Raw genomic sequence first — 18,350 nt, 5'->3', positions numbered from 1 at the left:
GCCGGGGGCACGGCTCCCCCGGCTCGCACCCGTGGAACACGCGAAACCGCACCACCGAACCGCCTTGTTCAGACTTGCCCTTTCCGAAGAGGGAGCTTCATGACACCCGAGAAGACCGCCCGCGCGAACCCGGAGCCGCGCCTGCTGCACCTGCGTGAGGCAGGCGTCAGCCTGCTGATCGACCTCGGCGGCGAGGGGTTGCCGCGTGTCTTGCACTGGGGTGACGATCTCGGCGACCTGTCCTCCGAGCAGCTCGCCGAGCTCGCGCTGGCCGGCGTGCCCCCGGTGGTCTCCAACACGCTGGATGAGCCCATGTCCGTCGCGGTGCTGCCCGAGCCGGGGACCGGCTGGCCCGGGCTGCCCGGCCTGCGCGGCCACCGGGACGGCCGGGACTGGTCGCCGCTGTTCACCGTGACGTCTGTGGAGGCCGGCGACGGCGACGAGGACCGGCTGGTGCGGGTGCGGGCCGAGGACGCGACCGCCCGGCTGGCCCTTGTGCTGGACATCGGCCTGACCAGGGCCGGCCTGGTCAAGATGCGCGCCGCCGTCGGCAACCTGCACGAGGCCGAGCCGTACACCCTGGACGGGCTCGTGCTCGCGCTGCCGGTGCCCTCCCACGCCGCCGAACTGCTCGACCTGACCGGGCGGCACCTGCGCGAGCGGTCGCCGCAGCGCCAGCCGTTCACCGTGGGCGCCCGGGTGCGCGAGAACCGCCGCGGCCGCACCGGCGCCGACGCGACCCTCATGCTCACCGCCGGCGTTCCGGGCTTCGGCTTCCGCTCCGGCGAGGTCTGGTCCGTGCACGTGGCCTGGAGCGGCGACCACACCACCTTCGCCGAGCGGCTGCCCGACGGCCGGGCCGTGCTGGGCGGCGGCGAGCTGCTGCTCCCCGGCGAGGTACGGCTGGCGCCCGGCGAGGAGTACACCGGCCCCTGGCTGTACGCGGCGCACGGCCACGGCCTGGACGCGGTGTCGGAGCGGTTCCACCGCGAGCTGCGCGCCCGCCCCCACCATCCCGCCGGCCCGCGCCCGGTCGTGCTCAACACCTGGGAGGCCGTGTACTTCGACCACGACCTGGACAAGCTGCGCCGGCTCGCGGATCTGGGCGCGAAGGCGGGCGTGGAGCGGTTCGTGCTCGACGACGGGTGGTTCCGGGGGCGGCGCGACGACCACGCCGGGCTCGGCGACTGGTACGTCGACGAGACCGTCTGGCCCTCGGGCCTGTGGCCCCTCGTGGAGCACGTGCGAGCGCTCGGCATGCAGTTCGGCCTGTGGGTCGAGCCCGAGATGGTCAACCCGGACTCCGCTCTCGCCCGCGCCCACCCCGACTGGATCATGTCGACCGGCGGGCGCACGCCACCGGAGGCCAGGCACCAGCAGGTGCTCGACCTGGTGCACCCGGAGGCGTACGCCTACGTGCTCAATCGCCTGGACAGCCTGGTCGGCGAGTACGGCATCGACTACCTCAAGTGGGACCACAACCGGGACCTCGTCGACGCCGGCCACAGCCCGTACGGCGAGGCCGCCGTCCACCGCCAGGTGCTCGCGGTCTACCGGATGATGGACGAGCTGCGCCGCCGCCACCCCGGCCTGGAGATCGAGTCCTGCTCCTCCGGCGGATGCCGCGTGGACCTCGGCATCCTCCAGCGCACCGACCGGGTGTGGGCCAGCGACTGCATCGACGCGCTCGAACGCCAGTCGATCCAGCGCTGGACCCAGCTGCTGCTGCCGCCCGAGCTGATCGGGTCGCACGTCGGCGCGCCGTACGCCCACACCACCGGACGCCGCCACGGCCTGGCCTTCCGCGCAGGAACGGCGCTGTTCGGGCACTTCGGCATCGAGTGGGACCTCACCGGAGCCTCCGCGGCAGAGCTGGAGGAGCTGGCGCGCTGGATCTCGCTCTACAAGAGCGTCCGCGACCTGCTGCACACCGGACGCACCGTGCGGGCCGACCATCCGGATCCCGCGCTGTGGGTGCACGGCGTGGTGGCCGAGAACGGCTCCGAGGCGATCTTCGCCCTGGTCGCCATGGCCACCCCCGTCACCGCACCGCCCGGCCGCGTGCGGCTGCCCGGACTCGATCCCGACGCGGTGTATCGGGTGGAACCCCTCCCGCCCGCCGGCACGCCCGCGGGAGTCAACAGCGTCCTCCCGGCGTGGCTGACCGCGGGCCGCGTGCACCTCCCGGGGAGGGTGCTGGGCCGGGTGGGGATCCAGGCGCCCGACCTGTATCCCGAACACCTCCTGCTGCTCCGGCTGACCAGGACGTCATAGGTCCAGGACCAGCCGGGAGCTCGACGCGCGGGAGACGCAGATCAGCATCGTGTCGCCGGCCTCCCGCTCCTCCTGGGTGAGCAGCGAGTCCCGGTGGTCGGGCACGCCGTCCAGCACGCCGGTCTCGCAGGTCCCGCAGGTGCCCTCCCGGCAGGACGACAGGACCGGCACCCCGGCCTCCTCGACGACCGACAGCACCGATCGCCCGGGCGGCACGCGCAGCGTCAGCCCGGAGCGGGCCAGCTCGATCTCGAACTCCTCCCCGGGACCCGGCTCCGCGCCGTCCCTGGGGGCGAAGCGTTCCACGCGCAGGCTGCCGGGCGGCCATCCCGCGCACCGCGCCTCCACGGCGTCCAGCAGGGGCGCCGGGCCGCAGCAGTAGACGAGCGTGCCGGAGGACGGCTCGCCGAGCCAGCGGTCGAGGTCGAGCAGGCCCGTCTCGTCCTGCGGGCAGAGCTCGGCCCGGGGGTCGGCGGCCAGCCGTTCCCTGAAGGCCATCGACGCCCGGGTCCGCCCGCCGTACAGCAGCCGCCACGCCGCGCCGAGCCGCTCGGCCTCGGCCAGCATCGGCAGGATCGGCGTGATCCCGATGCCGCCCGCGATGAAGAGGTACCGCTTGGCCGGGACCAGCTCGAAGGTGTTGCGCGGCCCCCGCGCGTCGACCTTGTCGCCCACGGCCAGCCGCTCGTGGACGTGGCGGGAGCCGCCCCGGCTCGCCGGCTCGCGCAGCACGGCGATCTCGTAGGCGTACCGGTCGGCGGGGTCGCCGCACAGGGAGTACTGGCGCACCAGGCCGGGCCCCAGGACCAGGTCGAGGTGCGCACCCGGCGTCCAGGGCGGCAGCGGGCCACCGCCGGCGGCGCGCAGCGTCAGGTGCGCCACCCCCTCGGCGGCGGTCCGCTTGGCCGCCACCACCAACGTGATCGTCATGGAGAGTCCTTCGCGTGCTCGGGGTGGTCCAGGAGCAGGGCCCAGATCTCCACCGGGTCCTCGGCGTGCCGTACGGCGCCGCAGTGGCACACGCCGGTCAGCACGTCGGAGCCGGGAGTCCACTCCACCCTCAGCCGTGTCGCGGTCATGGCGTCTCGATCATCCGCTTGAGCAGGCGGCGGGCGGCCAGCCCGCCCGTGTCGATGTTGATGCTGAGCTCCTGGTAGCCCTCCGGCTCGGTGGCGATGACCCGCTCCAGCAGGTCGAGCGCGCGCACGTCCTGGAGCACGACGGTGCGGTTGCTCTCGGCCAGGAACGCGCTGACCTCCTCGTCGTCGCGGGCGAAGTCGCGGGAGACCATCCAGAAGTCGTGCGTGCTGGTCTCGGTCTCGGGCGTGATCGCGTAGACGATCTCGGCGTGGCAGGCGCGGCTGTCGTCGCCGTCGGGTCCGGGCGCCACGCCGGTGGGGGCGATGCGGCTGTGGAGCAGGTACAGGCACGGCGGGTGGTACTCGATGTCCTGCCAGCGGTCGATGCGGCCCTCGATGCCGGTGGAGCGGGCGTAGAAGGGCGGGCACTCGGCGTCGGTCATGCGCCGGCTGACGTAGACGACCCCGGCCTTCTCGTCCACCTCGGTGGTGATGGGCGTCTGCGCCACCTCCGGGGTGCCGATGTAGCCACCGTGCAGGTAGGTCTCGTGCGACAGATCCATCAGGTTGTCCACGAGCAGCTCGTAGCGGGCGGCCAGCGGCTCCATGCCGCGCACGGTGGTCCAGTCGGGGGAGGCCAGCCAGGGCGCCCGCGGGACGGCGGCCGGGTCGGCGGCGTTCGCGTCGCCGATCCACACCCACACGAGCGTGTCCTGCTCGACGACGGGATAGACGGGGATGCGGGCGGTGCGGGGGATGCGGGCCTGGCCCGGTACGGCGACGCACCGGCCGTCCGGGGCGTAGGTGAAGCCGTGGTAGCCGCACACGACCGTGTCGCCGTCCCTGCTGCCCTCCGACAGCGGGTAGCGGCGGTGGACGCAGCGGTCGGACAGCGCGGCGACCCGCCCGGCGGCGGTGCGGTAGAACAGGATCGGCTCGCCGCAGATCGTCCTGGCGAGCAGGCCGTCGCCGACCTCCTCGCCGTAGGCGGCGACGTACCACTGGTTGCGCGGGAACGGCATGGCCGGGCTCCTCGGCGGACGGGGAACGGGAATGCCCCGACTTTCGCCAATGGGCCGACGGCCGGGCCACGCTCATTCCGTTGGATGGAATGGCTGTCCGGGCGGGAGCCTGCGGAGGGTGGGGGGAACGCGGATCGCCCTGGGCGCGCCGAGCGCCCGCGAGATGCCCCGCGCGGCGGCCAGGACCGCCGGGATCAGCGGCTGCGCGGCCCGCTCCCGCGACGGGACGACCACCGACACGGCCGCCACCGCCCTGTCGCCGGGCCCGAACACCGGCGCGGCCACCGACAGCGCCACCAGCTCGACCTGCCCGTCGCTGATGGCCACCCCGGTGCGCCGCACCTCGGCGAGGGCCCGGCGCAGCTCGTCGGGCGCGCAGATCGTCTTGGGGGTCAGGCGGGCCTTGGGCGCGGCGATGGCACGTTCCTGCAGCTCGTGGTCGGCGTGCGCGAGCAGCGCCAGCCCCACCCCGGTGGCGTGGGCGGGGAAGCGCCCGCCGACCCGGGTGAAGACGTGGACCGCGTCCCTGCCGGAGATGCGCTCGACGAAGACGACCTCCAGCCCGTCCAGGACGGCGAGCTGGACGTTCTCGTGCGTGGCCTCGTAGAGGTCCTCCAGGAACGGCATGGCCGCCTCACGCAATCCGAGCCCGCGCGGGGCCAGGGCGGCCACCTCCCACAGGCGCAGCCCGATCCGGTAGACGCCGCGCCCGCCGCGTTCCAGCGCGCCCCAGCGGGTCAGCTCGGTGACGAGCCGGTGGGCGGTGGCGGGCGGCAGGCCCGCGCGCCGGGCGATCTCGGCCAGCGGCAGGGCGGGCCGGTCCGGCGTGAAGGCGTCGAGGATGCCGAGGACCCTCCGCGTCACGGACGGGCGGCGCTGCTGCATGCCTCACTCCCAACCCGGTCGCTCAGGACAGTGCCCTCCACGCCTTGGTGAGCGCCTCCCGCAGCACCTTCACCTGGGCGGCGGTCAGCCCCCCGACCATGCGTTCCTCGAGCTCGCGGACCGGGGCCTCGAAACGGGCGAGCACGTCGCGTCCCGCGTCGGTCAGCAGGATGAGCAGCTCCCTGCGGTTGCGCGGATTGCGCTCCCTGCGGATGAGCCCCCGGTCCTCCAGCGCCCGCACCATGTCGGCCATCGACTGCGCCGTGACGAAGGAGAGGCGTGCCAGCTCGGCCGCGCACAACCCGTCGTGCCGCTCCAGGACGCTGAGCGCGGTGTACTGCTGGGCCGTGATGCCCGCCGGCCGGAGCAGCGCGTCCAGGTGCGACCTGACCACCAGCTCCACCCGCTTGACCATGTAGAGCAGAGACGGGCCCGACGCGGAAGTCGCCATCACGTTCCCCACTCCGGAGCATTGACAGGAATCCTGATTGTAACGACACTTCGCTTTATCAGGTTTCCTGATGATAGATCGCCGGATTCCCCAGGTGAAGGGACGGCTCGGCATGGGCGACCACAAAATCGAGGACGGCCTGCTGTTCATCGGCGGGCGGTGGCGCGAATCGGCGGGCGGTGGTCGCGCGGACGTCGTCGACCCCTCCACCGGCCGGGTGGCCGCCACCGTGGCCGATGCCGACGCCTCCGACGTCGACGCCGCCGTCGGAGCCGCCCGCGAGGCGTTCGACAGGGGACCGTGGGCCGCGACGAGCGGCCGGGAGCGGGCCCGCGTACTGCGCAGGGTGGCCGACCTCGTCAGGGAACACGCCGACGAGCTCACCCGGCTGGAGAGCCTGGACGTCGGCAAGCCGGTCACGCTGTGCCGCGCGGTCGACGTCGAGACGACGGCCGAGCAGTACGAGTACTACGCCGGCCTGGCGCAGACCCTGGACGGCGCCACCCGGGGGACCCCTCTGAACGCCCTGGCCTACACCCGCCGCGAACCGCTGGGCGTGGTGGCCGCGATCACGCCGTTCAACTTCCCGCTCATCCTGTCGGGCTCCAAGCTGGCGCCGGCGCTCGCGGCCGGGAACACCGTGGTGCACAAGCCGTCGGAGGACACACCGCTGAGCGCCCTGTTCATGGCCCGGCTGTTCCAGGAGGCCGGCGTCCCGGACGGCGTGGTCAACGTCGTCACGGGCATGGGCGCGAAGGCCGGGAAGGCCCTGCTGGAGCACCCGGGCATCGACAAGATCGCCTTCACCGGCTCCACGGCCGTCGGGCGGCACGCCGCGAGCGTCGCGGGCGCGGCGCTCAAGCCGGTCACCATGGAACTCGGCGGCAACGCCGCCCACCTCGTCTTCGAGGACGCCGACCTGGACAAGGCCATCGGCGCGATCATCAAGGCGTTCGTCTTCAACACCGGCCAGTTCTGCATGGCCGGGCCACGGCTGCTGGTCGCCCGGCCGCTCTACGAGACGATCCTCGGCATCCTCGCCCAGGCCGTTCCCGGCGTCCCGGTCGGCGACCCCCGCGACCCAGGCACCGTCGTGGGACCGATGGCCGCCGACCGGCACGTCAAGAAGGTCGAGGAGTACGTCGAACAGGCCCGCCGGGAGGGCGGCCGAATCGTGTGCGGCGGCGAGCGGCTCGACCTGAACGGCGGCTACTACTACCGGCCCACCGTCATCGCCGACCTGGCCGCCGGCTCCCGGGTCGTCCAGGAGGAGATCTTCGGCCCGGTCCTCACCGTTCAGCCGTTCGACTCCGAGGACGAGGCCGTCGAGATGGCCAACGCCACGCCGTACGGACTGGCGGCGGGGATCCAGACCGCCGACGTGGCCCGCGCGCACCGGGTGGCGGCCAGGCTCCAGGCCGGGATCGTCTGGGTCAACGACTGGGCGATGCTCGATCCCGCCGTGCCGTTCGGAGGTGTCAAGGACTCCGGCTACGGACGGGAGTACGGGCCGGAGGCCCTCGCCTCGTACACCAGGACCAAGTCCGTCGTCGTCTCACTGGACTGAAGGAGCGCGTCATGAGCACACCGACCCGGGCCGCCGTCGTCGAATCGGCCGGCGCGCCGTTCACCCTGACCGAGGTCGAACTCGACGAGCCAAGGCCGGACGAGGCGGTCGTCCGCATGGTGGCCGCGGGCCTGTGCCACACCGACCTGGGCGTGGCCGCGGGCGCGCTGCCGTTCCCGCTGCCCGGCGTGCTCGGCCACGAGGGGGCGGGCGTCGTGGAGGCGGTCGGATCGGCGATCACCGACATCGCGCCCGGCGACCACGTCGTGCTGTCGTTCACCTCCTGCGGCCACTGCCGCGACTGCCGGGGAGGCCATCCCGCCTACTGCGCCGCCTGGCTGCCGTTGAACCTCATCGGGGGCCGCCGCGCCGACGGCAACGCCACGATCAGCCGCGACGGCGTCCCGCTGGGCGGCCACTTCTTCGGGCAGTCCTCCCTCGCCGTACGGGCCCTGGTGGACCGGCGCAGCATGGTGAAGGTCGACCCCGCCGTGCCGCTGGAGTCCGTCGCGCCCCTGGGCTGCGGGGTCCAGACCGGGGCGGGCGCGATCTGGAACGTGCTGCGGCCGGAGCCGGGCAGCTGCGTCGCGGTCCTGGGCGCGGGCGCCGTCGGGCTGTCGGCCGTCATGGCCGCAGCGCTCACGCCCGCGACGACGATCGTCGCCGTCGACAGGATCGGCGAACGCCTGCGGCTGGCCCGCGAGGTCGGCGCGACCCACACGGTCGACGTCGGGGAGGCCGACGTGACCGAGGCGATCCTCGACCTCACCGGCGGGCGGGGAGCCGACGGCGTCGTGGACACCACAGGCAGCGTCGCCGTGGTGCGCAAGGGCGCCGACGCCCTCGCGCCGCGCGGCACGCTCGTGCTGGTCGGCGCGCCGCCGTTCGGCACGGAGGTCGCCCTGGACGTCAACGCCATGCTCCCCGGCCGCCGGGTGACGGGCCTGACCCTGGGCGACGGCGAGCCGCAGACATTCATCCCCGCCCTGGTCCGGCTCGTGCGCGACGGCCGCCTGCCGGTGGACAGGCTGATCTTCCACTACGCGTTCAACGACATCGCCCTGGCCGCCGAGCACATGGCCGCCGGAAAGGCCGTCAAGCCGGTGATCGTTTTCTAGCCTAGGGGGTCTTGGTCGGCGACGGGCTCGTGGACGGCGACGGGCTGACCGAGCAGGCGATGTCCTCGATCACGGTCAGCGTGATCTTCTTGTCGATCGGGTGGAGGGTGCCCACTTCGGGCTCCACCGCGCCGATCTTCACGCAGCCCTTCCAGTCGGGGTCGTGGTCCTTGAAGGTGTTGACCTGCTTGAAGCCCGCCTTCCTGAGCAGTTCCTGGGCCGCGGCCGGGGTCAGGTGGTAGACCGGCGGGATCTTCTTGCGCTGCACCGTCGGCGTGGTGGTCGGCTTGGTGGGCGAGACCGTGGGCTTGGTGGGCTCGGTCTTCGTGGGCTCGGACGTCGAAGGCTCCTGCGACGGTTCGGGATCCTCCATGGAGGGCCGGACCGTGGGCTTGGTCTCCGAGGGCCGCGTCTGGTGGTTCCTGGTAGGCGACTTGGGGGGTTTCGAGATGGAGGACGTCTTGCCGACGGCGCCGACGTTGGTCGACGTGGGTGTGGGCGTGGGATTGAGGATCTCGCCGCCGGTGATGGCGAACGCGCCCGCGCCCACCCCGAGGACGGCCACGACGGCGATGCCCGCCACCAGGCCGCCCTTGCTGCTGCGGGCCTTGGACGCGCGGCGGCCGCGCCGTGACGGAGCGGCCTCCAGCGTGGTGTTCTCGGGCCGGGGCGGCGGCTCGGGACGGGCCATCGTGGCGCCCGTGGTGACCGGCTCCAGGTCGCCCAGGTGGGCCGCGCCGATCGCGACCTGGCGGGCGGCGGTGCTCATCGCGGCGGCGCTGGGGAAGCGCGCCGCGGGGTCCTTCGACAGCGCCCGCTCCACCAGCGCCCGCACTGGGGCCGGAATGTCGGGCGGCAGCGGCGGCGGGGTCTCGCGGATGTGCTTGAGCGCGATCGTGACGGCGCTGTCCCCGTCGAAGGGCCGCACCCCGGCCAGGCACTCGTAGGCCACCACGCCGAGCGCGTAGATGTCGACGGCGGGCGTCACGGGCATGCCCTCGGCCTGCTCGGGCGCGCAGTAGGCGGCGGTGCCCAGCACCATGCCCGCGTCGGTGAGGCGGCTGCCCGCATCCGCCCGGGCGATGCCGAAGTCGGTGAGCACGAGCGTGCCGTCGCGCTGGACCAGCAGGTTGCCCGGCTTGACGTCGCGGTGGACGATGCCCTGGTCGTGGACGGCCTGCAGGGCCGAGGCGGCCTGGGCGACGAGTTCCATGGCGGACTCGGGGGCGATGCGGCCCAGCCGGGTGAGCAGGCGGTCGAGCGGCTCGCCGTCGACGAACTTCATCACCAGGTAGACGTTGTCCCCGCTGACGCCGTAGTCGTAGACGTCGACGACGCCCGGGTGGTTGACGGTGGCCATCGCGCGGGCCTCGGCCTGGAAGCGCGCGACGAAGCCGGGATCGGTCGTGCGGCCAGGGAGCAGCACCTTCACGGCGACGGTGCGCGCCAGGACGATGTCCTCCCCGCGCCAGACCTCGCCCATGCCACCGGCGCCTATGCGGGTGTCGAGCCGATACCTTCCCGCAAGCGTCGTACCTTGGCCAGCCATCTCTCCCCCGTTGCCCCTGCCTCTCCTAACTCGCCAACCCCAACACAACGGACTCGCGTCGAGGCGACGCAGAAGTCAGGGTTTACGGACTTTACCTCACCAGCATCACAAGAATCATCACAAGCTCGGATAAACCCTACCGTGCTGGCCTGCGCCCGATCGGAGAAATCACTGAAGGAGGCCGTGCTCGGCGCACCGCGCCGACCAGGACGTCGGGGTCACCTGCACGACGAGGCGGCGACGGCAGTGCGGGCAGTACCGCGGCGGCTCCATCGCCCGCGCCCGCGCGCACGCCGCGTGATCATCCTCCGCGGGGCCGCCGCAGTGATCGCAGTAGGCTGAGGTCATGACGCTCGCTCCCGGTCTTCGCGCCTCGCTCCTCATCATGGTCGAGCGGGAGGATACCGCCCAGAAGGTCGGCAGCGGCGACGTGCCCGTGCTGGCCACGCCCCGCCTCCTGGCGCTGGCGGAGCGGGCGACGGTCGAGGCCCTGCGCGACCGCCTCGAACCCGGGCAGACCTCGGTCGGCACCCGCGTGGAGCTGGAGCACCTCGCCGCCAGCCCGCTCGGCGCCCACGTCGAGGTCGACGTCGAGCTGACCCGGGTCGACGGCCGGCGGCTGGTCTTCGGCTTCCAGGCGCGCGAGCGGGGCAGGGTCGTCGGCCGCGGCACCGTCGAGCGCGTGGTCGTCGACCGCGAGAAGTTTCTGGCGAGGATCGCTAGTCGATGACGGCGATGAGGTCGCCCTCCTGGACCACGTCGCCCTCGGCCACCTTCAGCTGGGCCACCACGCCGTCGTCCTCGGCCAGGACCGGGATCTCCATCTTCATCGACTCCAGGATGACCAGCGTGTCGCCCTCGGAGACGCTGTCGCCCTCGCTCACGACGACCTTCCACACGTTGGCCACCATCTCGGCCCGGACTTCCGCCATCTGTGCTCCCCTTTCCAGAACCAACAATGACACGCGGGTCAGGCCCGCATGCGGCCGACCAGGCCCGTGTCGTACTCGCCGCTGACAAACTCCGCATTCTCCAGCAGTTCAGCGCAGAACGGCAGGTTGTTCTTCGGGCCCTCGACGACGAACGCCTGGACCGCCTCGCGCGCCCGCCGCAGCGCCTCGGCGCGGCTGTCGCCGTACACGACGAGCTTGGCCATGAGCGGGTCGTAGAACGGCGTGACGGTCGTGCCGCTCTCGTAGCCGGAGTCCACCCGCACGCCCTCGCCCTCGGGTTCCTTCCACGTCGTGATGGCGCCGGGGCCGGGGAGGAACCGCTTGGGGTCCTCGGCGTAGACGCGGAACTCGATGGCGTGCCCCCTGGGCTCCACCGTGACCTCGGGCGTCTCCCCGGCGGCGATCCGCAGCTGCAGCTCCACCAGGTCCAGGCCGGTGACCATCTCGGTGACCGGGTGCTCGACCTGGAGGCGGGTGTTCATCTCCAGGAAGACGAAGTCCTGCTTGTCGGCGTCGACCAGGCACTCGACCGTTCCCGCGCCGAGGTAGCCGACCGCCTCGCCGGCGCGGACCGCGGCGGCCAGCATCCGCTCGCGCAGCTCGGGGGTGATGCCGGGCGAGGGGGACTCCTCCACGACCTTCTGGTGGCGGCGCTGCACCGAGCAGTCCCGCTCGCCCAGGGCCAGCACGCGCCCGTCGGGCAGGCCCAGGATCTGCACCTCCACGTGCCTGGCACGCTCGATGTAGCGCTCCAGCAGGATCGCGGGCGCCGCGAGCGCGTCGCCCTCGCCGCCCGCCGCCGCGGCGCCGGCGAACCGCGCCGCCGCCCTGGCCGCCTGTTCGAACGCCTTGGCCAGCCCGGCCTCGTCGTGCGCCACGCCCATGCCGATGCCGCCACCGCCGCCGGCCGCCTTCACCATGACCGGGTAGCCGATCTCCTGTGCCGCCGCGAGCGCCTGGGCCAGGTCGGTCACCGGCTCCCTCGTGCCCGCGGCCACCGGGACGCCGGCCTGCTCCATGAGGTTGCGCGCGTTGATCTTGTCGCCCATCCGCTCGATCGCCTCGGGCGCCGGGCCGATCCACGTCAGGCCCGCCTCGGCGACGGCACGGGCGAAGGCGGCGTTCTCGGAGAGGAAGCCGTAGCCGGGGTGGATCGCCCTCGCGCCCGTGGACCGCGCCGCCTCCAGGACCTTGGCGACGTCGAGGTAGCTCTGGGCGGGGTTGGCGGGGCCCAGCAGGACGGCCTCGTCGGCCTCGCGGACGAACGGCAGGCCGGCGTCGGCCTCGGAGTGCACCGCGATGGCGCGCAGGCCCAGCCGCTGGACGGTGCGGATGACGCGCCGGGCGATCTCTCCGCGGTTGGCGATCAGGACGGGTCCAAGCGTCTCACTAAGCACGCCGACCACATTACGGCCCGCCGCATGGGTTGCCTTTTCCTCGCAGACCACCGATCCGGAGGATGCGATCTGTAGGAATCCCACAATGCGGGGCATGCGCGCGAGAGCGTCACAACCGGTGCAACGGCGTCAGGCGATCCACGACCCGGGCGAGCGCCTCGATGACCGCCGGGTCGTAGTCGGTGCCCACCCCCAGCCGGATGCGTTCGAGCGCGGCATGGGCGCGGTCGCGGTCGGTCGACCCGCCCACCAGGTCGTCGTAGGCGTTGCAGGCCTTGATGACGCGGCTGGACAGCGGCGGGTCCTCGGCCACCGAGTCGCACTGGCGGCGCACCAGCTCGGCCACCCAGTCCAGCACCCCCGTCTGCTTGATGACCGCCGCGCCCAGCTCCGCGATGCGCCGCGCCTGCTGCGGGTCCGTCAGCACCGTCGCCCCGCTGGGAATCGGGTCGCGCAACGACAGCTGCCCGATGTCGTGCATCAGCGCCGCGTACTCCAGGTCCAGCAGCTCCGGCTCGGCCATGCCCAGCTCGCGGCCGACGGCCACGGCCAGCTTGCTGACCCGCCGCGAGTGCCCCGGCTCGACGTAGCCGCCGACCTCCGTCACCCGCGACAGCGCGCGGACCGTCTGCAGGTACGTGGCCCGGATCCCCGCGTACTTGCGGAAGGCCACCTGCGTGACCAGCAGCGGAGCCGCGAAGACGAGCAACGCGACCATGTCCATGCTGTGCGCGGCCAGCGCCAGCAGCACGCCGGACGCCGCCACCGCCGCGCCCAGCGGGAAGGCCATGTTGATCTCGTCGCGCACCGCGACGCGGAAGGCCGTGCGCACCTGCTCGGCCCGCAGTGCCGCGGCGACCAGCACGTCGGCCAGCAGCGTCACGGCGATGAGCACCACCATGACGCCCAGGGCCGGCCACCAGGTCGGATCGAGCGAATGGGTGGTCGCGTAGAGGGTGTCGGCCAGCGGCCGGAACGCGAAGGCCAGCATGGCGCCGACAAGCAGCCGCCGGGCGACGGCGTCCAGGCGCGGCGGGCGGCCGACGGCCAGGTGGGGCAGCGCCCCGGCGATCATCCCGGCCGAGATCACCGCCACCACCTGGAAGGCGTCGTGCGTGAGCGGCTCGTCGCTCATGTCCAGCAGCAGCGTGTACCCCAGGGCGGCCGCCGCGCCGATGGGCGCCACCTCCCGATTGCCCGGCATGGTGAGCCTGGCCAGCTCGCCCACGGCGATGAGCGCGCCGAAGCCGATGGCCACCTCCGGCTGGACGAGCCCGACGGCGGCGGTGTGCGCCACCCCGGCCACGGCCAGCAGCCCGGCCGCCGCGATGAGCAGCAGCTGGCCGGAGTCCAGTCCGCGCAGGGTGGGGTTCATCCGCCGCTGAGCACCTCGATCGGCATCGTCGGGTCGTCGTGGTCCTTGGCCGCGGTCTCGGTCGCCTCGTCCGGCACGGTGACGACGCGGCTGGGCGGCTGCCAGGGCCGGCGCTCCAGCGCCCTGACGAACGCGTCGACCATCGCCGGGTCGAAGTGGGTGCCCGCGCACTTGCGCAGCTCCTCGACCGCCTCGGCGACGGGCCGGGCGCCGCGGTAGGAGCGGACCGACGTCATGGAGTCGAAGGCGTCGGCCACGGCGATGATGCGGGCGAACTCGGGGATCTCCGAGCCGGCCAGCCCCATCGGGTAGCCCTTGCCGTCGTGCCGCTCGTGGTGGTGCATGATCCCCTCGAACGCCTCGTCGAGGAAGTCGATGCCGCGCACGATCTCCAGGCCGCGCATCGGGTGCAGCTGGATGGCCGCGAACTCCTCCTCGGTCAGCGGCCCGTCCTTCTGCAGCACCTTGGTGGGCACGCCCAGCTTGCCGACGTCGTGCAGCATCCCCGCGTAGCGGATGGCGCGCAGCCGCTCGGCGCCCATGCCGATCTCCTGGGCGATCATCGTGGAGGCCAGGGACACGCGGGTGCAGTGGCCGCGGGTGTAGTAGTCCTTGGTCTCCACCGCCTGGCACAGCGCGGCGATGGTGGCGTCGTAGGAGCGCTGCTGCGCGTGGTACTGGCCGAAGGCCCAGCGGGCGACGAACAGCGGCAGCAGCACCAGCACCGCGGAGATCGACTGCACGGTCGCCCACAGCCCCGCCACCAGCAGCCCGAAGGTGCCGTAGCCCAGGTAGGACAGCAGGAACTGGCCCATGCCGCGCAGCGGCACCTCGCCCCGGGTGGCCAGCTTCACCATGGTGAGCGTCAGCAGGATGTTCAGCGGGACGAACACCGCGGTGGCCGCCGCGTAGGGGCCGATCAGCCGGTCGAACTCGTCGACCTCCGGCACGCCCGACACGCCGCCGAACTGTTCGTAGACCCATCCCGCCGCATACCCGCAGACGGCGAACTGCGCCCCGTTGAACAGGCGCTTGACCAGCGGCAGGCCGGGCCGTACCGAGAACACCGCCGTCAGCCCCACCAGGGCCGCGCCCTCGGCGCCCACCAGCACCACCGCGGCCAGCGACGCGGAGAAGCTCACCGACACCGCGAACTGCTCCACGTTCAGCAGCGTCGGCATGGACTCGCACACCAGGAACAGCAGGCCCAGCACGAGCAGGACGTCCCAGGCGGCGGGCACGTCGGAGCGTGCGATCAAGACGGTGGCCGCCGTCAGGACGGCGACCAGATAGACCCTTGCGGGCCACGGCAGTTCGCGCATGGCGGCCCCCCGGAACGGATCAGGTCCAGGAGACCCCTGGCGGCACGAGGCTTCCGCCGTTCGCCAGCGCGACGAGCACCGCGAGCGCGATCAGCCACGCTGCGACACCTTTCACCTTCCACAACATGTGTGTCACGGTACAGAAAGGGCTCGGCGCAAGCAGGCCGACGCGGGAATCGCAAGCAAAGCGTAATCAAGCCACTACCAGTGGCGACCCGCCGACCGCCCGGCGTGGTCAGGACAGCTCGGCGCGGACCTGTTTGATGCGTTCGAGGACCTTCTCGCGCAGCTCGGCCGGCGCCGGGTCGCAGCCGCAGTGCTTGGCCACCAGGGCCTTGATGGCCTTGTCGAGGTCGTACTCCTTCAGGCAGGGGCTGCACTCCTCCAGGTGCTGCCTGATGTCGAAGGAGTCGTGCTCGTCGAGCTCGCCGTCGAGGTAGGCGTAGACCTTGTCGAGGACCTCGCGACAGTCCTTGTCGTGCGGGTCGCCACAGCTCATTTGGATCCCTCCGCCGGGACGAGACCGCGCTCGCGGGCGTAGTCTTCCAGGAGCGTCCGCAGCTGCCTGCGGCCGCGGTGGAGCCGCGACATCACCGTGCCGATGGGCGTGCCCATGATGTCGGCGATCTCCTTGTACGGGAATCCCTCCACGTCTGCCAGGTAGACCGCGATGCGGAACTCCTCGGGCAGTTCGGCCAGTGCCTGCTTGATGTCGCCGTCGGGCAGGTGCTCCAGCGCCTCCACCTCGGCCGACTTCAGGCCGCTGGAGGTGTGGGACTCGGCGCGCGCCAGCTGCCAGTCCTCGATCTCCTCGGTGCCGGACTGCTTGGGTTCGCGCTGCTTCTTGCGGTAGCTGTTGATGAAGGTGTTGGTCAGGATGCGATACAGCCAGGCCTTGAGGTTCGTCCCCTCCTGGAACTGGTGGAAGGAGGCGAAGGCCTTGGCGAAGGTCTCCTGGACGAGGTCCTCCGCATCGGCCGGATGCCGAGTCATCCGGAGCGCGGCGGAGTAGAGCTGGTCGAGATACGGCATGACGTCGCGCTCGAACCGCTCACTGCGCTGCTCCAGAGTCTCCGCGCCTGTCGCGGACACCGGACCCACCCCCCTAAGATCACCGGTGGCCCGCCGAGGCGGAACACCGTACTCAGGGGAGGATACCTGTTCCCGTGGGTCGGCCAATGTGAGCATGCTCGTCGCAACACGCCCGCGCGCCGGTCTGTTCCCGGCAAGATGGGAAGTGACGAACGACCCGGTGCGGGGAAAACCTATACGTACCGGCAGGTAGCCATTTCCTTAACCCCAGGAGTCGCGTGTGCTGCCCATTCCGGCCGAGGAGCTGAACGGCTCAGGGACGCTCGGGCCGTACTGGACCTTCTACCGCGCAGTCGCCGCCGAACAGCTCCATCGGTGGCTGCCCGACAGCCCCTCGGTGGTCCTCGACCTGTCCGGCGGCCGCGGCCGCTGGTCCAGCCAGGCCGCCAGGGCCGGGCACCGCGTGATCGAGGTGCTGGACTTCCGCCGGTCCGAACGCCGGCTGCAGGACACGCGGGTGTGCCAGGTCCGCGCCGACGACCTGTCGTTCCTGCCGGACGAGTGCGTCGACGCGGTGGTGGCCGAGGAACGCGCGATGTCGATCGAGCTGATGACCGAGTCGGCGATGGCGGACGTGGCGCGCGTGCTCAAGCCGGGCGGGCGGGCGCTGGTATGCGTCGACTCGCTGGTGCTGGGCATGGCGATCCTGGCCGAGCAGGGCCGCTGGGACCACCTGCGGGTCTCCGGCGAGGTCATGCTCGTGCCGTGGCCCGACGGCAGCATCACCCGCTGCTTCAGCAGCACGCAGCTGCGGGAGCTGCTGAAGGGCGCCGGGCTGGAGGTGGACTGGGTACGGCCGCGCACCGTGCTGTCGCCCTCGACGGTGGACCACGTCCTGGCCTCCGACGCCAGGGCGCTGGCCTGGCTGGTGCGCACCGAGCTCAGCGCCAACCCGGACGACGACGACACCGTCGGCATCCACCTGGTGGCCAGCGCGACCAAGAAGCCCTAGCGGCTCGGGGCGGGGGTCAGCGGCGCTTTTCGAGCTTGGCCTGGCAGTTCACGCACCTGGCCGCCTCTGGGCGGGCCTCCAGCCTGCCCTCCGGCACGGGCCTGTGGCAGTCGACGCACTTGCCGTACGACCCCTCCTCGATGCGCTTGAGCGCGTCGAGCACCGCGCGGCGGTGCGACGTGGCGACGCTCAGCATGGCCTGGGCCCGGTCGGCGTCGGTCAGATCGGAGCCCGCGTCGGCCGCCGACCTCTCCCGTACGGCCACCGGGTCTCCGCTCAGCACCGCGATGGATCGGTCGATGTCGGCGAGCATGCTCTCCAGTCGCTCACGAGCGGTCGTGACGTCCACGAGTCCGCACCTCCGGGTGGGTAGGTGGGGGGCAGCCTGGAGGCGAGACTCCCCGGCAGTCCCGCCCGGCGCAGTTAGGGGGCATTTGTCGGCGGTGACGCACAGTCATCGCTTTTTCTCACCGGATGCCCACTTGACGACCTTCTTACACCGCCTGTTTAGAAAAGCGCCACCTCTTCTTCGGGCGGAAGCGGCTTGATGAGCTCAGGGCCGTTGTTGCGCACGTTGTTGACGTCCGTCGATACCGGATAGGCCACCAGCCGCTCGGAGCCGGCGGGCACCAGCAGCGTCCTGGCCTGCTGCGGGTCGGTCAGCTTGGGGTCCAGCCAATCGCCCCACCGCTCCGGCTCGATCATCATCGGCATGCGGTCGTGGATGCGCCCGGCCTCGTCCTGCGCCTGGGTGGTGATGACGGTGCACGTGACGAGCCACTTGAGCGGATCGTCGTCGTCGCGGGTGGGGTCCTTCCAGAACTCGTACAGCCCGGCCATGGCCATCAGCCCCCCGTCGGCCGGGTGGATGAAGTACGGCTGTTTCTTCTTCTTGTCTCCCTCGACCGGCATCCACTCGAAGAAGCCGTCGGCCGGGAGCAGGCACCGGCGCTTGGCGAATGCCTGGCGGAAGGACGGCTTCTCGGCCACGGTCTCCAGCCGGGCGTTGATCATCCTGGAGCCGATGGACGGGTCCTTCGCCCAGGGCGGCACCAGCCCCCACTTCACGATCTTGAGCTGCCTCACGGCGCGCTCGGCGTCCTTGGGCACGCGGCTCATCACCGCGTACACCTTCTTGGTGGGGGCGACGTTGTAGTCGGGCCCGAGCTCGATGTCCGGATCGGCGTCCTGCTCGACCCGGAACTCCTCAAGGAGCTCGTGCTTCTTTCTGGTTGAGGCGTATCGGCCGCACATATCACCACACTGCCACGTACGGCTTTCGCTCGCATGTGCGATCCGGCTGTGGGAAACTCT

Annotated in this window: 20 protein-coding genes; 5 read left to right on the top strand and 15 right to left on the bottom strand. The window is 72.0% G+C overall.

Translation table 11 applies throughout. The features are described 5' to 3' along the window. Positions 1–99 precede the first annotated feature (99 nt). Positions 100–2,274: an alpha-galactosidase gene (locus BSB02_RS14520; RefSeq protein WP_084959321.1), complete on the top strand. Its 2,175-nt coding sequence runs from the start codon at positions 100–102 to the stop codon at positions 2,272–2,274. Here BSB02_RS14520 and BSB02_RS14515 read toward each other — a convergent pair. The 5 genes from BSB02_RS14515 to BSB02_RS14500 form a co-directional block, all read right to left on the bottom strand. Then, positions 2,269–3,204 (bottom strand): PDR/VanB family oxidoreductase, encoded by a 936-nt coding sequence (locus BSB02_RS14515; RefSeq protein ID WP_084959320.1) that lies wholly within the window; start codon positions 3,202–3,204, stop codon positions 2,269–2,271. The two genes, BSB02_RS14520 and BSB02_RS14515, sit on opposite strands and share 6 nt — an antisense overlap. Beyond that, positions 3,201–3,353, bottom strand: a complete 153-nt coding sequence (locus BSB02_RS41080; RefSeq protein WP_169729391.1) for a hypothetical protein — start codon at positions 3,351–3,353, stop codon at positions 3,201–3,203. The genes BSB02_RS14515 and BSB02_RS41080 overlap by 4 nt, the downstream gene beginning before the upstream one ends. Continuing rightward, entirely contained in the window at positions 3,350–4,375 is a 1,026-nt protein-coding gene (locus BSB02_RS14510; protein ID WP_084959319.1) for an aromatic ring-hydroxylating dioxygenase subunit alpha, read from the bottom strand. The genes BSB02_RS41080 and BSB02_RS14510 overlap by 4 nt, the downstream gene beginning before the upstream one ends. A gap of 72 nt (positions 4,376–4,447) precedes the next feature. Then, positions 4,448–5,260 (bottom strand): IclR family transcriptional regulator, encoded by an 813-nt coding sequence (locus tag BSB02_RS14505; RefSeq protein ID WP_084959318.1) that lies wholly within the window; start codon positions 5,258–5,260, stop codon positions 4,448–4,450. A gap of 22 nt (positions 5,261–5,282) precedes the next feature. After that, a complete protein-coding gene (locus tag BSB02_RS14500) occupies positions 5,283–5,711 on the bottom strand; it encodes a MarR family winged helix-turn-helix transcriptional regulator (RefSeq protein WP_084959317.1) in 429 nt (142 codons plus the stop codon). Between the two features lie 112 nt (positions 5,712–5,823). On the opposite strand from BSB02_RS14500, the gene BSB02_RS14495 reads away from it, so the two are divergent. Both BSB02_RS14495 and BSB02_RS14490 read left to right on the top strand, forming a co-directional pair. Further along, entirely contained in the window at positions 5,824–7,278 is a 1,455-nt protein-coding gene (locus BSB02_RS14495) for an aldehyde dehydrogenase family protein (RefSeq protein ID WP_084959424.1), read from the top strand. 11 nt (positions 7,279–7,289) lie between these two features. Continuing rightward, positions 7,290–8,396, top strand: coding sequence for an NAD(P)-dependent alcohol dehydrogenase (locus BSB02_RS14490; RefSeq protein ID WP_084959316.1), 1,107 nt, complete (start codon positions 7,290–7,292; stop codon positions 8,394–8,396). A 1-nt stretch (position 8,397) separates the two neighbouring features. On the opposite strand, the gene BSB02_RS14480 is transcribed toward BSB02_RS14490, so the two are convergent. Both BSB02_RS14480 and bsaP read right to left on the bottom strand, forming a co-directional pair. Further along, positions 8,398–9,879: a serine/threonine-protein kinase gene (locus BSB02_RS14480; RefSeq protein WP_240506418.1), complete on the bottom strand. Its 1,482-nt coding sequence runs from the start codon at positions 9,877–9,879 to the stop codon at positions 8,398–8,400. Positions 9,880–10,113: 234 nt separating this feature from the next. Next, on the bottom strand, positions 10,114–10,293 hold the full coding sequence (gene bsaP, locus BSB02_RS43870; RefSeq protein WP_084959314.1) for a biotin synthase auxiliary protein BsaP: 180 nt from the start codon (positions 10,291–10,293) through the stop codon (positions 10,114–10,116). On the opposite strand from bsaP, the gene BSB02_RS14470 reads away from it, so the two are divergent. Beyond that, positions 10,292–10,675 carry a thioesterase family protein gene (locus BSB02_RS14470; RefSeq protein ID WP_084959313.1) on the top strand — a complete coding sequence of 128 codons (384 nt, stop codon included), beginning with the start codon at positions 10,292–10,294 and terminating at the stop codon, positions 10,673–10,675. The two genes, bsaP and BSB02_RS14470, sit on opposite strands and share 2 nt — an antisense overlap. Here the strand turns inward: BSB02_RS14470 and BSB02_RS14465 are convergent. The 6 genes from BSB02_RS14465 to BSB02_RS14440 form a co-directional block, all read right to left on the bottom strand. After that, the gene (locus BSB02_RS14465) at positions 10,665–10,877 is read right to left on the bottom strand and encodes a biotin/lipoyl-binding carrier protein (protein WP_084959312.1); all 213 of its coding nucleotides are present in this window, start codon (positions 10,875–10,877) and stop codon (positions 10,665–10,667) included. The two genes, BSB02_RS14470 and BSB02_RS14465, sit on opposite strands and share 11 nt — an antisense overlap. A 38-nt stretch (positions 10,878–10,915) precedes the next feature. Continuing rightward, positions 10,916–12,304: an acetyl-CoA carboxylase biotin carboxylase subunit gene (locus BSB02_RS14460; RefSeq protein WP_420855854.1), complete on the bottom strand. Its 1,389-nt coding sequence runs from the start codon at positions 12,302–12,304 to the stop codon at positions 10,916–10,918. A 100-nt stretch (positions 12,305–12,404) separates the two neighbouring features. Beyond that, the gene (locus BSB02_RS14455) at positions 12,405–13,670 is read right to left on the bottom strand and encodes an HD-GYP domain-containing protein (protein WP_084959310.1); all 1,266 of its coding nucleotides are present in this window, start codon (positions 13,668–13,670) and stop codon (positions 12,405–12,407) included. After that, positions 13,667–14,992, bottom strand: coding sequence for an HD-GYP domain-containing protein (locus BSB02_RS14450; RefSeq protein WP_084959309.1), 1,326 nt, complete (start codon positions 14,990–14,992; stop codon positions 13,667–13,669). Before BSB02_RS14450 ends, BSB02_RS14455 begins: the two co-directional genes overlap by 4 nt. Positions 14,993–15,227: 235 nt before the next feature. Next, positions 15,228–15,491 (bottom strand): mycothiol system anti-sigma-R factor, encoded by a 264-nt coding sequence (rsrA, locus tag BSB02_RS14445; RefSeq protein WP_084959308.1) that lies wholly within the window; start codon positions 15,489–15,491, stop codon positions 15,228–15,230. Continuing rightward, entirely contained in the window at positions 15,488–16,093 is a 606-nt protein-coding gene (locus BSB02_RS14440; RefSeq protein WP_084959307.1) for a sigma-70 family RNA polymerase sigma factor, read from the bottom strand. The genes rsrA and BSB02_RS14440 overlap by 4 nt, the downstream gene beginning before the upstream one ends. A 211-nt stretch (positions 16,094–16,304) precedes the next feature. Between BSB02_RS14440 and BSB02_RS14435 the strand changes: the two genes are divergently transcribed. After that, a complete protein-coding gene (locus BSB02_RS14435; protein WP_084959306.1) occupies positions 16,305–17,036 on the top strand; it encodes a class I SAM-dependent methyltransferase in 732 nt (243 codons plus the stop codon). A 16-nt stretch (positions 17,037–17,052) separates the two neighbouring features. On the opposite strand, the gene BSB02_RS14430 is transcribed toward BSB02_RS14435, so the two are convergent. Both BSB02_RS14430 and BSB02_RS14425 read right to left on the bottom strand, forming a co-directional pair. Continuing rightward, complete coding sequence (locus tag BSB02_RS14430; protein WP_084959305.1) at positions 17,053–17,385, bottom strand: TraR/DksA family transcriptional regulator; 333 nt, start codon at positions 17,383–17,385, stop codon at positions 17,053–17,055. A gap of 158 nt (positions 17,386–17,543) precedes the next feature. Beyond that, positions 17,544–18,290: an SOS response-associated peptidase gene (locus tag BSB02_RS14425; RefSeq protein ID WP_084959304.1), complete on the bottom strand. Its 747-nt coding sequence runs from the start codon at positions 18,288–18,290 to the stop codon at positions 17,544–17,546. Positions 18,291–18,350 lie beyond the last annotated feature (60 nt).

Source organism: Thermoactinospora rubra, assembly GCF_002093975.1.
Lineage (GTDB): Bacteria > Actinomycetota > Actinomycetes > Streptosporangiales > Streptosporangiaceae > Nonomuraea > Nonomuraea rubra_A.
The sequence above is the reverse complement of the archived record's forward strand: the minus strand, read 5'-3'. Positions and strand labels throughout refer to the sequence as shown.

What these genes read in the sequence shown, in the direction of transcription:
- rsrA (WP_084959308.1), bottom strand. Translation starts at nt 15,491, where the DNA reads ATGAGCTGTGGCGACCCGCACGACAAGGACTGTCGCGAGGTCCTCGAC.
- BSB02_RS14515 (WP_084959320.1), bottom strand. Translation starts at nt 3,204, where the DNA reads ATGACGATCACGTTGGTGGTGGCGGCCAAGCGGACCGCCGCCGAGGGG.
- BSB02_RS14480 (WP_240506418.1), bottom strand. Translation starts at nt 9,879, where the DNA reads ATGGGCGAGGTCTGGCGCGGGGAGGACATCGTCCTGGCGCGCACCGTC.
- BSB02_RS14490 (WP_084959316.1), top strand. Translation starts at nt 7,290, where the DNA reads ATGAGCACACCGACCCGGGCCGCCGTCGTCGAATCGGCCGGCGCGCCG.
- BSB02_RS14455 (WP_084959310.1), bottom strand. Translation starts at nt 13,670, where the DNA reads ATGAACCCCACCCTGCGCGGACTGGACTCCGGCCAGCTGCTGCTCATC.
- BSB02_RS14495 (WP_084959424.1), top strand. Translation starts at nt 5,824, where the DNA reads ATGGGCGACCACAAAATCGAGGACGGCCTGCTGTTCATCGGCGGGCGG.
- BSB02_RS14465 (WP_084959312.1), bottom strand. Translation starts at nt 10,877, where the DNA reads ATGGCGGAAGTCCGGGCCGAGATGGTGGCCAACGTGTGGAAGGTCGTC.
- bsaP (WP_084959314.1), bottom strand. Translation starts at nt 10,293, where the DNA reads ATGACCTCAGCCTACTGCGATCACTGCGGCGGCCCCGCGGAGGATGAT.
- BSB02_RS14470 (WP_084959313.1), top strand. Translation starts at nt 10,292, where the DNA reads ATGACGCTCGCTCCCGGTCTTCGCGCCTCGCTCCTCATCATGGTCGAG.
- BSB02_RS14520 (WP_084959321.1), top strand. Translation starts at nt 100, where the DNA reads ATGACACCCGAGAAGACCGCCCGCGCGAACCCGGAGCCGCGCCTGCTG.
- BSB02_RS14500 (WP_084959317.1), bottom strand. Translation starts at nt 5,711, where the DNA reads ATGGCGACTTCCGCGTCGGGCCCGTCTCTGCTCTACATGGTCAAGCGG.
- BSB02_RS14425 (WP_084959304.1), bottom strand. Translation starts at nt 18,290, where the DNA reads ATGTGCGGCCGATACGCCTCAACCAGAAAGAAGCACGAGCTCCTTGAG.
- BSB02_RS14450 (WP_084959309.1), bottom strand. Translation starts at nt 14,992, where the DNA reads ATGCGCGAACTGCCGTGGCCCGCAAGGGTCTATCTGGTCGCCGTCCTG.
- BSB02_RS41080 (WP_169729391.1), bottom strand. Translation starts at nt 3,353, where the DNA reads ATGACCGCGACACGGCTGAGGGTGGAGTGGACTCCCGGCTCCGACGTG.
- BSB02_RS14505 (WP_084959318.1), bottom strand. Translation starts at nt 5,260, where the DNA reads ATGCAGCAGCGCCGCCCGTCCGTGACGCGGAGGGTCCTCGGCATCCTC.
- BSB02_RS14510 (WP_084959319.1), bottom strand. Translation starts at nt 4,375, where the DNA reads ATGCCGTTCCCGCGCAACCAGTGGTACGTCGCCGCCTACGGCGAGGAG.